The following is a 14,867-nucleotide window of genomic DNA, read 5'->3' on the forward strand; positions in this document are numbered from 1 at the left end:
GCTCCTTTCATTTAGAGTGACACGTTAGCAGGGTCAATCCCACAATAAAAGAGGCGATATTAGTGAATGAGAGCCAGAAAATCATCGGTGTCGTTCTGGCCGGTGGCAGAGCGACGCGAATGGGCGGAGAAGATAAGGGGTTACAGCGCCTGAATGGCAAGCCCTTATGGCAGCACGTCGCTGATACGCTTGTCAATCAGGTATCGGCCATGGCGCTCAGCGCTAATCGCCACATTGATATTTACCAACGTAGCGGGTTTCCCGTTTATCAGGATAATCTCGCAGATTATCCGGGACCGCTGGCCGGCATGCTTTCGGTGATGCAGCAGTCGCAGGGCGAGTGGTTTCTCTTTTGTTCGTGTGATACGCCATTTATACCCGCTTGCCTGGTAGAGCGAATGGTGCAACAGCGAGGTGAATCGCCCGTGGTCTGGGTGCATGACGGCGAGCGCGACCATCCAACTATCGCGCTCGTTAACAGATCGTTGATTCCGGACGTGAGCGGCTATCTGGCTGCCGGTGAACGAAGAGTTATGGTGTTTATGCGCAAGGTTGGCGGACATGCTGTTGATTTTAGCGACATGAAAACATCCTTCGTGAATGTGAACACGACAGAAGATTTACAGGCCATGCAGGAGAAGAGATGACACCTGTTTTAGCAATCTCCGCCTGGAGCGGTACGGGAAAAACTACGCTGCTGAAAAAACTGATACCCGCGCTGTGCGCCCGCGGCATCCGTCCAGGCTTGATTAAACACACGCACCATAATATGGATGTCGATAAGCCGGGCAAAGATAGCTATGAACTGCGTAAAGCGGGTGCGGTGCAAACGATGGTGGCAAGCAACCAGCGCTGGGCGTTGATGACAGAAACGCCGGATGAGGCACCGCTGGATCTTGCGTATCTGGTCAGCCGGATGGATCATTCCACCCTGGATCTGGTGCTGGTTGAGGGATTTAAGCATGAGGCCGTACCTAAGATCCTGCTGTTCAGAAGCGATGCCGGGCATGATTTCAGCGAGTTAACGCTGGATGAGCATGTGATTGCGGTGGCCAGTGATGTTGTATTGCCGCTTGAAGTTCCGTTACTGAATTTGAATGATGTGGATGGGATTGCAGAGTTTGTTGTGAAGTGGAGTGCGGTCTGACTTGCCGGGTGGAGGCTTCGCCTTACCCGGCCTACGTTTGTTGTAGTTCAAAAACGCAAAAAGGCCATCCTTGCGGATGGCCTCTTCACTTAATTGATGCCTGGCAGTTCCCTACTCTCACATGGGGAGACCCCACACTACCATCGGCGCTACGGCGTTTCACTTCTGAGTTCGGCATGGGGTCAGGTGGGACCACCGCGCTAAAGCCGCCAGGCAAATTCTGTTTAATCTGTATCAGGCTGAATATTGATTGTTCTGTCTCTTCCGCCAAAACACCTTCGGCGTTGTAAGGTTAAGCCTCACGGTTCATTAGTATCGGTTAGCTCAACGCATCGCTGCGCTTACACACCCGACCTATCAACGTCGTCGTCTTCAACGTTCCTTCAGGACTCTCAAGGAGTCAGGGAGAACTCATCTCGGGGCAAGTTTCGTGCTTAGATGCTTTCAGCACTTATCTCTTCCGCATTTAGCTACCGGGCAGTGCCATTGGCATGACAACCCGAACACCAGTGATGCGTCCACTCCGGTCCTCTCGTACTAGGAGCAGCCCCCCTCAATTCTCCAGCGCCCACGGCAGATAGGGACCGAACTGTCTCACGACGTTCTAAACCCAGCTCGCGTACCACTTTAAATGGCGAACAGCCATACCCTTGGGACCTACTTCAGCCCCAGGATGTGATGAGCCGACATCGAGGTGCCAAACACCGCCGTCGATATGAACTCTTGGGCGGTATCAGCCTGTTATCCCCGGAGTACCTTTTATCCGTTGAGCGATGGCCCTTCCATTCAGAACCACCGGATCACTATGACCTGCTTTCGCACCTGCTCGAGCCGTCACTCTCGCAGTCAAGCTAGCTTATGCCATTGCACTAACCTCCTGATGTCCGACCAGGATTAGCTAACCTTCGTGCTCCTCCGTTACTCTTTGGGAGGAGACCGCCCCAGTCAAACTACCCACCAGACACTGTCCGCAACCCGGATTACGGGTCCACGTTAGAACACCAGCCATTAAAGGGTGGTATTTCAAGGACGGCTCCACGCAGACTGGCGTCCACGCTTCAAAGCCTCCCACCTATCCTACACATCAAGGACCAGTGTTCAGTGTCAAGCTATAGTAAAGGTTCACGGGGTCTTTCCGTCTTGCCGCGGGTACACTGCATCTTCACAGCGAGTTCAATTTCACTGAGTCTCGGGTGGAGACAGCCTGGCCATCATTACGCCATTCGTGCAGGTCGGAACTTACCCGACAAGGAATTTCGCTACCTTAGGACCGTTATAGTTACGGCCGCCGTTTACCGGGGCTTCGATCAAGAGCTTCGCGTTGCCGCTAACCCCATCAATTAACCTTCCGGCACCGGGCAGGCGTCACACCGTATACGTCCACTTTCGTGTTTGCACAGTGCTGTGTTTTTAATAAACAGTTGCAGCCAGCTGGTATCTTCGACTGATTTCAGCTCCGCCCGCAGGGGCTTCACCTACATATCAGCGTGCCTTCTCCCGAAGTTACGGCACCATTTTGCCTAGTTCCTTCACCCGAGTTCTCTCAAGCGCCTTGGTATTCTCTACCTGACCACCTGTGTCGGTTTGGGGTACGATTTCGTGTTACCTGATGCTTAGAGGCTTTTCCTGGAAGCAGGGCATTTATCACTTCAGCACCGTAGTGCCTCGTCATCACGCCTCAGTGTTAAAGTGAACCGGATTTGCCTGGAACACACACCTACACGCTTAAACCGGGACAACCGTCGCCCGGCTGACATAGCCTTCTCCGTCCCCCCTTCGCAGTAACACCAAGTACAGGAATATTAACCTGTTTCCCATCGACTACGCCTTTCGGCCTCGCCTTAGGGGTCGACTCACCCTGCCCCGATTAACGTTGGACAGGAACCCTTGGTCTTCCGGCGAGCGGGCTTTTCACCCGCTTTATCGTTACTTATGTCAGCATTCGCACTTCTGATACCTCCAGCAGCCCTCACAGGCCACCTTCAACGGCTTACAGAACGCTCCCCTACCCAACAACGCATAAGCGTCGCTGCCGCAGCTTCGGTGCATGGTTTAGCCCCGTTACATCTTCCGCGCAGGCCGACTCGACCAGTGAGCTATTACGCTTTCTTTAAATGATGGCTGCTTCTAAGCCAACATCCTGGCTGTCTGTGCCTTCCCACATCGTTTCCCACTTAACCATGACTTTGGGACCTTAGCTGGCGGTCTGGGTTGTTTCCCTCTTCACGACGGACGTTAGCACCCGCCGTGTGTCTCCCGTGATAACATTCTTCGGTATTCGTAGTTTGCATCGGGTTGGTAAGCCGGGATGGCCCCCTAGCCGAAACAGTGCTCTACCCCCGAAGATGAGTTCACGAGGCGCTACCTAAATAGCTTTCGGGGAGAACCAGCTATCTCCCGGTTTGATTGGCCTTTCACCCCCAGCCACAGGTCATCCGCTAATTTTTCAACATTAGTCGGTTCGGTCCTCCAGTTAGTGTTACCCAACCTTCAACCTGCCCATGGCTAGATCACCGGGTTTCGGGTCTATACCCTGCAACTTAACGCCCAGTTAAGACTCGGTTTCCCTTCGGCTCCCCTATACGGTTAACCTTGCTACAGAATATAAGTCGCTGACCCATTATACAAAAGGTACGCAGTCACACCACGAAGGTGCTCCCACTGCTTGTACGTACACGGTTTCAGGTTCTTTTTCACTCCCCTCGCCGGGGTTCTTTTCGCCTTTCCCTCACGGTACTGGTTCACTATCGGTCAGTCAGGAGTATTTAGCCTTGGAGGATGGTCCCCCCATATTCAGACAGGATACCACGTGTCCCGCCCTACTCTTCGAGTTCACAGCCTGTGCATTTTCGTGTACGGGACTGTCACCCTGTACCGTGCGACTTTCCAGACGCTTCCACTAACACACAAGCTGATTCAGACTCCGGGCTGCTCCCCGTTCGCTCGCCGCTACTGGGGGAATCTCGGTTGATTTCTTTTCCTCGGGGTACTTAGATGTTTCAGTTCCCCCGGTTCGCCTCGTTAACCTATGTATTCAGTTAACGATAGTGCAACGAATTGCACTGGGTTTCCCCATTCGGACATCGCCGGGTCAAAGGTTCATATCACCTCGCCGGCGCTTTTCGCAGATTAGCACGTCCTTCATCGCCTCTGACTGCCAGGGCATCCACCGTGTACGCTTAGTCGCTTAACCTCACAACCCGAAGATGTTTCACTTCTGATTGCGAAAATTTGAGAGACTCGAACACACATTAACTGTGTGTCGTTTCAATTTTCAGCTTGATCCAGATTTTTAAAGAGCAAATATCTCAAACATGACTCGTAAGTCAGTTTTGAGATATGACGGCAGGTGACTTTCACTCACGCACCAGCAAGTGGCGTCCCCTAGGGGATTCGAACCCCTGTTACCGCCGTGAAAGGGCGGTGTCCTGGGCCTCTAGACGAAGGGGACACTGAAGTCTCAATCGCAAGACGCCTTGCTGCTTACTTTTCATCAGACAATCTGTGTGAGCACTGCAAAGGCAGGTTCTTTAAGGTAAGGAGGTGATCCAACCGCAGGTTCCCCTACGGTTACCTTGTTACGACTTCACCCCAGTCATGAATCACAAAGTGGTAAGCGCCCTCCCGAAGGTTAAGCTACCTACTTCTTTTGCAACCCACTCCCATGGTGTGACGGGCGGTGTGTACAAGGCCCGGGAACGTATTCACCGTGGCATTCTGATCCACGATTACTAGCGATTCCGACTTCATGGAGTCGAGTTGCAGACTCCAATCCGGACTACGACGCACTTTATGAGGTCCGCTTGCTCTCGCGAGGTCGCTTCTCTTTGTATGCGCCATTGTAGCACGTGTGTAGCCCTACTCGTAAGGGCCATGATGACTTGACGTCATCCCCACCTTCCTCCAGTTTATCACTGGCAGTCTCCTTTGAGTTCCCGGCCGGACCGCTGGCAACAAAGGATAAGGGTTGCGCTCGTTGCGGGACTTAACCCAACATTTCACAACACGAGCTGACGACAGCCATGCAGCACCTGTCTCAGAGTTCCCGAAGGCACCAATCCATCTCTGGAAAGTTCTCTGGATGTCAAGAGTAGGTAAGGTTCTTCGCGTTGCATCGAATTAAACCACATGCTCCACCGCTTGTGCGGGCCCCCGTCAATTCATTTGAGTTTTAACCTTGCGGCCGTACTCCCCAGGCGGTCGACTTAACGCGTTAGCTCCGGAAGCCACGCCTCAAGGGCACAACCTCCAAGTCGACATCGTTTACGGCGTGGACTACCAGGGTATCTAATCCTGTTTGCTCCCCACGCTTTCGCACCTGAGCGTCAGTCTTTGTCCAGGGGGCCGCCTTCGCCACCGGTATTCCTCCAGATCTCTACGCATTTCACCGCTACACCTGGAATTCTACCCCCCTCTACAAGACTCTAGCCTGCCAGTTTCGAATGCAGTTCCCAGGTTGAGCCCGGGGATTTCACATCCGACTTGACAGACCGCCTGCGTGCGCTTTACGCCCAGTAATTCCGATTAACGCTTGCACCCTCCGTATTACCGCGGCTGCTGGCACGGAGTTAGCCGGTGCTTCTTCTGCGGGTAACGTCAATCGACAAGGTTATTAACCTTATCGCCTTCCTCCCCGCTGAAAGTACTTTACAACCCGAAGGCCTTCTTCATACACGCGGCATGGCTGCATCAGGCTTGCGCCCATTGTGCAATATTCCCCACTGCTGCCTCCCGTAGGAGTCTGGACCGTGTCTCAGTTCCAGTGTGGCTGGTCATCCTCTCAGACCAGCTAGGGATCGTCGCCTAGGTGAGCCGTTACCCCACCTACTAGCTAATCCCATCTGGGCACATCTGATGGCAAGAGGCCCGAAGGTCCCCCTCTTTGGTCTTGCGACGTTATGCGGTATTAGCTACCGTTTCCAGTAGTTATCCCCCTCCATCAGGCAGTTTCCCAGACATTACTCACCCGTCCGCCACTCGTCACCCGAGAGCAAGCTCTCTGTGCTACCGTTCGACTTGCATGTGTTAGGCCTGCCGCCAGCGTTCAATCTGAGCCATGATCAAACTCTTCAATTTAAGTTTGATGCTCGTGAATTAAACTTCGTAATGAATTACGTATGTTCACTCAGAGACTTGGCATTCATTTATTGTCCGAAGACATTAAGAATCCATGTCACTTTGAGTGCCCACACAGATTGTCTGATAAATTGTTAAAGAGCAGTGCCGCTTCGTTTTCGCTGCGGCGCGGGGTGTGCATATTACGCTTTCCCGCTTCAGAGTCAAGCGTTTGTTTTGCTTTTCTCTGCTGACCCGGCGGCGTGTGTGCCGTTGTTCCGTGTCAGTGGAGGCGCATTATAGGGAGTTATTCTTAAGTGACAAGAGGAAACTTAAAAAAAGTTTCTGTCCGCGTTTTTTTTCACCAATAGCGGTGAAATCAAGCTACAAATTGTTCTATTTGATGTATCTGCAACCACAATCACATTCGAGGTGGCATAATTATCAGCATGAAACATTAAGGAATAAAAGCGATGCCATTAAGCGCACAACAGCTGGCCGCCCAAAAAAATCTGTCCTATGTGCTGGCAGAAAAGCTGGCGCAGCGGATTTTAGCGGGTAAATATGCCCCGGGCAGCATCTTGCCGGGTGAAATGGAGCTGGGTGAGCAGTTCGGGGTGAGCCGTACTGCCGTTCGCGAAGCGGTGAAAACGCTGACGGCAAAAGGCATGGTGCTTCCACGCCCTCGTATTGGCACGCGCGTGATGCCACAGAGTAACTGGAATTTTCTCGATCAGGAGCTGCTCTCCTGGTGGATGACTGAAGATAACTTTAATCAGGTTGTCGATCACTTTCTGGTGATGCGCAGCAGTCTGGAACCCCAGGCATGTCTGCTTGCCGCCTCGCTCGGAACGGCAGAGCAGAAAGCGCAGCTTAACGCACTGATGGAAGAGATGGTGTTCCTGAAAAAACACTTCAACCGGGAACGCTGGGTTGAGGTCGATATGGCCTGGCATGAACACATCTATATGATGAGCGCCAATCCGTTCCTGACCTCCTTTGCCTCGTTATTCCATTCGGTGTACCACACCTACTTTACCTCTATTACACAAGACGAAGTGGTAAAGCTGGATTTGCATCAGGCGATAGTGGATGCCATTCAGGAGAGCGACGGGCAGCGAGCCCTGACTGCATGCCAGGCATTGCTGACCGCGCCAACCCACCAGCAGGTAAATAAATGACAGAGAAAAAAGCACGCAGCATGGCCGGATTGCCGTGGATTGCAGCCATGGCGTTCTTTATGCAGGCACTGGATGCCACCATCCTCAATACGGCGCTTCCCGCTATCGCGCAAAGCCTTAACCGCTCCCCACTGGCAATGCAGTCCGCCATCATCAGCTATACCCTGACGGTTGCGATGTTGATCCCGGTTAGCGGCTGGCTGGCCGATCGCTTCGGCACCCGCAGAGTTTTCATGCTGGCCGTAACGCTATTTACGCTCGGTTCGCTGGCCTGCGCGCTTTCAACATCCTTAACGGAGCTGGTTATCTTCCGCGTGCTGCAGGGAATTGGCGGCGCGATGATGATGCCGGTGGCGCGCCTTGCCTTGCTGCGTGCCTATCCACGCAGCGAACTGCTTCCCGTACTCAACTTCGTCACCATGCCGGGGCTGGTCGGCCCAATACTAGGCCCGGTTCTCGGCGGGGTACTGGTTACCTGGGCAAGCTGGCACTGGATTTTCCTGATTAATATTCCGATTGGCGTGGCAGGGCTGATCTATGCCCGCAAATATATGCCGAACTTCACCACGCCAAGGCGCAGCTTCGATATGGGCGGCTTTTTCCTGTTTGGCCTGAGCCTGGTGCTGTTCTCCAGTGGGATGGAGCTCATTGGCGAGAAGATCGTTGAAACGTGGCTGGCACTCGCCGTCATCCTCAGCGGTATTCTGCTATTCCTTCTTTATATACGTCATGCGCGTCGTCATCCGACACCGCTTATCTCTTTATCTCTCTTTAATACCCGAACCTTTTCCGTCGGGATCGCGGGCAATATTGCCTCACGTCTGGGCACGGGCTGCGTACCGTTCCTGATGCCATTGATGCTGCAGGTAGGTTTCGGCTACCCGGCGCTGATTGCCGGCTGCATGATGGCACCCACGGCAATGGGTTCCATTCTGGCGAAATCGACGGTCACTCAGGTACTGCGCTGGTTTGGCTATCGTAAGACGCTGGTTGGCGTGACGGTCTTTATCGGTCTGATGATTGCGCAATTCTCGCTACAATCCGCCGCGTTACCGGTCTGGATGCTGATCCTGCCGCTGTTTGTGCTGGGGATGGCGATGTCAACGCAGTTCACATCGATGAATACCATTACCCTTGCGGACCTGACCGACGAGAACGCCAGCAGCGGCAACAGCGTACTGGCGGTGACCCAACAGCTGTCGATCAGCCTCGGGGTAGCCGTGAGTGCGGCGGTACTGCGGTTCTACGAAGGGTTTGACGGTACCAATACCGTTGAGCAGTTCCACTATACCTTTATCACCATGGGCGTGCTGACGGTGGTGTCGGCGCTGGTCTTTATGCTGTTAAAACCGAAAGACGGCCGCAACCTGATCAAAGAGCGACACAAAGCAAAGGCTAAACCGAACCCCGTTCCATCAGAACAGGAGTAAGCTGCAGACGTTGCTGCTGCAGCGTGGGCTGCGCCATTCGGTGAATCAACACATCAATGGCCAGCTCACCCAGTTCATCTTTAGGCTGATGAATGGTGGTCAGCGGCGGCGTCATGTAGCGCGCCAGTTCGATATCATCGTAGCCCACTATCGCCATATCGTCCGGCACGCGCAGTCCCGCCTGATACAGCGCCTGATAGGCACCAAACGCCATTGCATCGTTACCGATAAACACCGCCTGCGGGCGAGGATCCTGCGCCAGCAGCTTCTGCATAGCCTCGAAACCGCCGTTAAATTCAAAATCACCGGTGATTCGGTAGCCATCAGGAATGGCAAGCCCAGCTCTCTCCATTGCAGAGAGATACCCTTCCAGACGCAGGCGCGCCGGGGTTTTATCCAGCGGGCCGGTAATGCAAGCAATGCGAGTATGACCTTTATCGATCAGATGCTGAGTCGCCATATCGCCGCCCAGCAGGGAGTTATCCTGAATCAAATCGCTGGTACCGTCGAAGGGGGCCCAGTCCATCATCACCGTGGGAATAGAGGGATAGCGCTGGATGATCTCTTTCGAGGGTTGATGCGTTTCGGTACAGAGCAGCAGCAGCCCGTCGACGCGTTTTTGCATCAGCGTTTCCAGGTTGCGGTTCATGCGCTGCTCGTCGCCTTCGGTATTGCACAGCACCAGGCTGTAGCCACGCTCAAAGCAGCTGCGTTCTACGCCACGAACAAGTTCAGAATAAAAAGGGTTGGTACTGGCGGTGATCAGCATACCGATGGTGCGTGTCTGGTTAAGCTTCAGACTGCGCGCCAGCGCCGACGGCGCATAGTTGAGATCTTTTACTGCGGCTTCGACTTTCTCACGAATCGCCTCGCTGACGAAGCGGTCGTTATTAATAACGTGAGAGACAGTCGAAGTAGAAACGCCCGCCATGCGGGCGACATCTTTCATCGTAGCCAAACGTTACCCCTGCTGACTTAAGAATTCATCGATCTCTTTGCGCCACGGAACGGAAGGCTGTGCGCCTTTGCGCGTCACCGCAATCGCGGCGGCGGCATGCGCAAAGCGGATGGCATCATCCATTACGTTTCCTTCCAGCAGCGCCGTCACCAGCGCACCGTTAAAGGTGTCTCCTGCGGCGATAGTATCAATGGCTTTGACCTTAAAGCCCGGCACGCGACGCCCTTCGCCGTTTACGCTTGCCCACACCCCACGGCTGCCAAGAGTAATGATAACGGTCCCGATGCCTTTTGCATGCAGCACTTTCGCCGCACGCGCGGCATCGTCGTCATTTTCAACGCGAATGCCCGTCAGCTTTTCGGCTTCGGTTTCGTTCGGCGTAATGATGTCCACCAGCGCCAGCAGCTCGTCTGATAATACACGGGCTGGGGCCGGGTTAAGTACGACAGTGGTATGATTTTCATGCGCAATTTTCGCCGCAGCCAGCACGCTTTCAACCGGTGATTCCAGCTGCATCAGCAGGGCTTCCGCTCCAGCGATGATTCCGCGTTGCGCTTCAACGCGTTCTGTCGTTAACGCAGCATTAGCCCCCGCATGAATACCGATGACATTCTCACCTTCCGCATTGACGAAAATCAGCGCCACGCCGGTAGATTCCCCTTCGACTACGCTCACTGGCGCAATATCAATGTTGTCGCTCGCCAGCTGTTTGCGTACGCGCTCACCGGTGTCGTCATCCCCCGTACAGGCGATAAATGCGATATTCGCCCCACTTCGTCCGGCGGCGACGGCCTGGTTTGCGCCTTTACCACCAAAGGCCACCTGGTACTGGTTACCCGTGACGGTTTCGCCCGGCGTGGGGAAGGTTTCAAGGTTGAGAATGTGATCGGCATTGATACTGCCAAGGACGACGAGGTTGCCTGCGGTTTTCATGGTTGAGCTGTCCATCTGAGAGCGCCACCGGTGTTACCCGGTGGCGTATGCCACACTTTTCTTTTATTTGGTGTCCCTCAGGCAGCCAGCGACTGCCTGAATCGCCTTTTACTGCTTAATGACCAGCTTCAGGTCAACCGGATATTTGGCCTGAACTTTTTCGCCCTTCAGCACTTTATCGGCAGTTTGCACGCCAGTGGCGCCAATCTGCTCAGGCAGCTGAGCGATGGTCGCAGCCAGTTTGCCATCATTTACTGCTTTTTCACCATCCGGCGTGCCGTCAAATCCGACAACCATCACATCAGATTTACCTGCAGTCTGCAGGGCACGCAGCGCGCCCAGCGCCATTTCGTCGTTCTGGGCGAACACTGCCTGCACATCAGGATGCGCAGTCAGCAGGTTCTGCATGACGTTCAGACCTTTAGTACGGTCGAAGTCTGCCGGCTGGCTAGCCAGCACGTTGAATTTATGTGCTGCTACAGCCTGCTGGAAGCCTTCACCACGCTCGCGGGCAGCGGACGTACCGGCAATGCCCTGCAGTTCGATAACTTTCGCGCCTTCACCGGCTTTCTTCGCAATGTAGTCACCGGCGATTTTACCGCCCAGCACGTTATCAGAAGCAATGTGGCTGACCACGTCGCCTTTCGTCGCCTGACGGTCCAGGGTAATGACCGGGATTTTTGCCTGGTTTGCCATCTTCACGGCGTTACCTACGGCGTCAGAATCGGTTGGGTTGATCAGCAGAATTTTGGTACCACGAACGGTTAAGTCCTGAACGTTAGCCAGCTCTTTCGCCGGGTTGTTCTGAGAATCCAGCACCACCAGGTTGTAGCCCAGCTTGTCCGCTTCTTTCTGCGCGCCGTCCTTCAGGGAGACGAAGAACGGGTTGTTCAGCGTGGAGATAACCAGCGCGATGGTGTCTTTAGCCATGGCGTTAGCACTTACGGTTGCGCTCAGCGCGACAGCGGAAACCAGGGTAGCCAGTTTTTTCATGTTCATATCTAAGATGTCCTGTAGTGTCGTCAGTTACTGTTTTTTGTTGTCTACCAGTACCGCCAGCAAAATCACCACTGCCTTAACGATCATCTGGTAATAGGAGGAAACACCTAACAAATTCAAACCATTATTCAGGAAACCAAGAATCAGTGCGCCGATCAATGTCCCAACAATGCGACCTTTACCGCCCGCAAGACTCGTACCGCCCAAAACCACTGCTGCAATGGCGTCCAGCTCATAACCCGTACCCGCCGTCGGCTGCGCGGAGGAGAGGCGCGCCACTTCGATGATGCCCGCCAGGGAGGCCAGCAGGCCACACAGGGAGTAAACGATAATTTTGACTTTATTAACGCTGATACCGGACAGGCGCGTTGCCGCTTCGTTACCACCCAGCGCATAGATATAACGGCCCAGACGGGTGTGATGCAGCATGTACCACGCCGCCAGGAAGACGATAGCCATGATCCAGACCGGCGTTGGAATGCCCAGCGGGCGGCCAATACCGAACCAGCCAAACAGATCCGCGTTATCGGTAAAGCCGGTATTGACCGGGCTACCGTTGGTGTAAACCATGGTTACACCGCGCAGCAGCAGCATCATCACCAGCGTAGCGATAAACGCCTGAACGCGGCCCTTTGCCACAATCACGCCGGTTACAGCGCCTATCGCCGCGCCAGCTGCCAGGGCCGCAGCAACAGCCACCAGCGCGTTAACTTCAATACCAACAATCGAAGCGGCGATCGCACCGGTGAGCGCCAGCAGGGAACCGACGGACAGATCGATACCCGAGGTCAAAATCACCAGCGTCATGCCGACCGCCATAATAGCGTTCACCGACGTCTGCTGCAGAATGTTGAACAGGTTATTCACGGTGAAGAAATTCGGGCTCATGGTCGACACAATCGCGATCAGCACCAACAGGGCAATCAGCGATTTTTGTTCCATCAGCCATGCCTTTGTGAAATAGCGGCGACCAGAAACAGCCTGGGTAGTCATCTTCTTACTCCTGATTCACGCGATTAAGCTTGCCCACAGCGGCAGCCATCAGAACTTCCTGGGTGGCCTGCTCGCGAGTGAATTCACCGCCGAGATGCCCTTCATGCATGACGATAATGCGATCGCTCATGCCTAATACCTCTGGCATCTCGGAAGAGACCAGAATGATGCTCAGACCGTCGGCCTTAAACTGGTTAATCAGCTGATAGATCTCTTTCTTCGCGCCCACGTCCACGCCGCGGGTTGGCTCGTCGAGGATCAATACTTTCGGGCGCGTCATCAGCCCGCGGGCAATAGCCACTTTCTGCTGATTCCCGCCGGACAACAGGCCAATCGCCTGCTCCATCGACGGGGTTTTGACGTTGAAGAGACGGATAAAATCGCTGACCGCCTGCTGCTCGTCTTTATGCTTCAGGCTCCCACCGCTATGGCTGAAATAGCGCAGCGCGGTAAGCGACATGTTCTCTTTTACCGACATACCCAGCACTAAGCCGTCGCGCTTACGGTCTTCGGATATATAGACGATGCCGTTCGCCAGGCCGTCCTGCGGCGAGCGGGTCACCACTTCATGACCGTCGAGGGTGACATAACCGCTGGTGCGCGGCAGTGCGCCGTACAACACTTTCATCAGCTCGGTACGTCCTGCTCCCATCAGGCCCGCCACGCCCAGGATCTCGCCCTGTCGAAGGGTAAAGGTCACGTCGTTCACGCCCGGACCGCAGAGGTTGTCCACCTTCAGGCGGATCTCACCCGGCGCTTTATCCAGATGCGGATACTGATCTTCGAGCTTACGTCCCACCATCATTTCGATGAGCGTATCTTCGGTCAGTGTGGCCACTTCGCGCTCGGCAATAAACTGCCCGTCGCGGAAGACAGTGACGTCATCGCAGATTTCGAAGATCTCTTTCATGCGGTGAGAAATATAGACAATCCCGCGCCCCTGCGTTTTCAGCTCGCGGATAACGCGGAAGAGAGATTCGGTTTCGGTATCGGTCAGGGCGTCGGTCGGTTCGTCCATAATGATGACCTTCGACTCAAAGCTCAGCACCTTCGCGATTTCCACCATCTGCTGATCGCCGATGGAGAGATCGCCCACCAGGCGGTCGCTTTTAAAGCGCAGGTTCAGCTTCGCCAGGAGTTTATCCGCTTCGGCGTACATGGTTTTCCAGTCGATTTTGCCGAACCTGTTCACAAACTCGCGGCCGAGGAAGATATTCTCTGCAATAGTGAGCTGCGGGATTAGGTTCAGCTCCTGGTGAATAATGCCGATGCCCGCTTCCTGTGAAGATTTCGGGCCGTTAAAGATGGTCTCTTTGCCCAGCCATAGCAACGAACCGGCATCGCGCTGGTAGATCCCGGTCAGCACTTTCATCATGGTGGATTTGCCGGCGCCGTTTTCCCCCACCAGCGCCATCACGCGCCCGGGGTAGACGTTCAGCGCCGCGCCGGAGAGGGCTTTTACGCCCGGGAACGACTTATCGATCCCTTTAAGTTGCAGTAATGCTTCCATGATGGCCTCAGAAGGTAACGCCAGCACAGAGAATAATATTCGCATACGGGGAACACTCCCCGCTGCGAATCACCGCCTGACTGTCTGCGGTTTGTTGTTTGAACTGCTCGTGCGTTGTGTAACGAATTTCTATGGTGTTTCCCTGGTGTTGTTGCAGTTGCTCAATGTGGCTGAGCAACGTTTCGTGGAGTTGCGGATTATGTTGTTTGATTTCCGCCGCGAGAATGACCGCCTCAACCTGCATCTCCGTCGTCACGACTTCCAGTACCTGCATAAACGAGGGAACACCCTGCGTTAACGCCATATCAATACGGGTTGTGCTGCGCGGAACCGGTAAGCCTGCGTCGCAAACCACCAGCGTATCGGTATGCCCAAGACGGGAAATAACCGATGAGATTTCTGAGTTGAGAACCGTGCCTTTCTTCATTTTCTTGCTCCACTAGCGAAACGTTTCGCTAAAAAGAGTGTAGACGCAAGAGTGTTCAGAAAACCACCATGACGTAACGGAATTGTGATCAACGTCGAAACGTTTCGCTAAGTGAAATGTAGTGGAGGTAAATGCAAAACGGTAACCCCAGGGTTACCGTTTTTTATGTTTGCCCCCTCTCCCTCAAGGGAGAGGGGGTCGTCCATGCAAACATTATTTTGTGGGGATCCCTCA

10 protein-coding genes, 1 tRNA gene and 3 rRNA genes are annotated in these 14,867 nt (G+C 54.1%); 4 read left to right on the forward strand and 10 right to left on the reverse strand.

Going from position 1 to position 14,867, the window contains the following annotated elements:
- The first annotated feature begins 62 nt into the window (after positions 1-62).
- Together mobA and mobB are read left to right on the forward strand one after the other, a co-directional pair.
- Complete coding sequence (gene mobA / locus V1603_RS02800; protein WP_395313471.1) at positions 63-647, forward strand: molybdenum cofactor guanylyltransferase MobA; 585 nt, start codon at positions 63-65, stop codon at positions 645-647.
- Positions 644-1,147 carry a molybdopterin-guanine dinucleotide biosynthesis protein MobB gene (gene mobB, locus V1603_RS02805; protein WP_395313472.1) on the forward strand — a complete coding sequence of 168 codons (504 nt, stop codon included), beginning with the start codon at positions 644-646 and terminating at the stop codon, positions 1,145-1,147. The genes mobA and mobB overlap by 4 nt, the downstream gene beginning before the upstream one ends.
- Before the next feature lie 98 nt (positions 1,148-1,245).
- On the opposite strand, the gene rrf is transcribed toward mobB, so the two are convergent.
- The 4 genes from rrf to V1603_RS02825 form a co-directional block, all read right to left on the reverse strand.
- A 5S ribosomal RNA gene (gene rrf, locus V1603_RS02810) occupies positions 1,246-1,361 on the reverse strand.
- Positions 1,362-1,435: 74 nt separating this feature from the next.
- A 23S ribosomal RNA gene (locus tag V1603_RS02815) occupies positions 1,436-4,340 on the reverse strand.
- Positions 4,341-4,522: 182 nt separating this feature from the next.
- Positions 4,523-4,598 (reverse strand) — tRNA-Glu (locus V1603_RS02820).
- Positions 4,599-4,683: 85 nt separating this feature from the next.
- A 16S ribosomal RNA gene (locus V1603_RS02825) occupies positions 4,684-6,223 on the reverse strand.
- Together the 16S, 23S and 5S rRNA genes with 1 tRNA gene alongside form the textbook arrangement of a ribosomal RNA operon.
- A 452-nt stretch (positions 6,224-6,675) precedes the next feature.
- Here V1603_RS02825 and V1603_RS02830 point away from each other — a divergent pair.
- Both V1603_RS02830 and mdtD read left to right on the forward strand, forming a co-directional pair.
- Positions 6,676-7,383 (forward strand): FadR/GntR family transcriptional regulator, encoded by a 708-nt coding sequence (locus V1603_RS02830; protein WP_116343677.1) that lies wholly within the window; start codon positions 6,676-6,678, stop codon positions 7,381-7,383.
- Positions 7,380-8,813 carry a multidrug transporter subunit MdtD gene (gene mdtD, locus V1603_RS02835; RefSeq protein WP_116343676.1) on the forward strand — a complete coding sequence of 478 codons (1,434 nt, stop codon included), beginning with the start codon at positions 7,380-7,382 and terminating at the stop codon, positions 8,811-8,813. The genes V1603_RS02830 and mdtD overlap by 4 nt, the downstream gene beginning before the upstream one ends.
- Here mdtD and rbsR read toward each other — a convergent pair.
- From rbsR to rbsD, 6 genes are all read right to left on the reverse strand, one after another.
- On the reverse strand, positions 8,779-9,771 hold the full coding sequence (gene rbsR / locus V1603_RS02840; protein ID WP_116343675.1) for a ribose operon transcriptional repressor RbsR: 993 nt from the start codon (positions 9,769-9,771) through the stop codon (positions 8,779-8,781). The two genes, mdtD and rbsR, sit on opposite strands and share 35 nt — an antisense overlap.
- A 3-nt stretch (positions 9,772-9,774) precedes the next feature.
- A complete protein-coding gene (gene rbsK, locus V1603_RS02845; RefSeq protein WP_395313964.1) occupies positions 9,775-10,704 on the reverse strand; it encodes a ribokinase in 930 nt (309 codons plus the stop codon).
- Positions 10,705-10,812: 108 nt separating this feature from the next.
- Positions 10,813-11,703, reverse strand: a complete 891-nt coding sequence (rbsB, locus tag V1603_RS02850) for a ribose ABC transporter substrate-binding protein RbsB (protein WP_013099394.1) — start codon at positions 11,701-11,703, stop codon at positions 10,813-10,815.
- 27 nt (positions 11,704-11,730) lie between these two features.
- Entirely contained in the window at positions 11,731-12,696 is a 966-nt protein-coding gene (gene rbsC / locus V1603_RS02855; RefSeq protein ID WP_047360514.1) for a ribose ABC transporter permease, read from the reverse strand.
- A gap of 4 nt (positions 12,697-12,700) precedes the next feature.
- Positions 12,701-14,206, reverse strand: a complete 1,506-nt coding sequence (gene rbsA, locus V1603_RS02860; RefSeq protein WP_166712751.1) for a ribose ABC transporter ATP-binding protein RbsA — start codon at positions 14,204-14,206, stop codon at positions 12,701-12,703.
- A gap of 7 nt (positions 14,207-14,213) precedes the next feature.
- Entirely contained in the window at positions 14,214-14,633 is a 420-nt protein-coding gene (rbsD, locus tag V1603_RS02865; RefSeq protein ID WP_116343673.1) for a D-ribose pyranase, read from the reverse strand.
- Positions 14,634-14,867 lie beyond the last annotated feature (234 nt).

The organism is Enterobacter sp. ECC-219 (assembly GCF_043966805.1).
Lineage (GTDB): Bacteria > Pseudomonadota > Gammaproteobacteria > Enterobacterales > Enterobacteriaceae > Enterobacter > Enterobacter cloacae_N.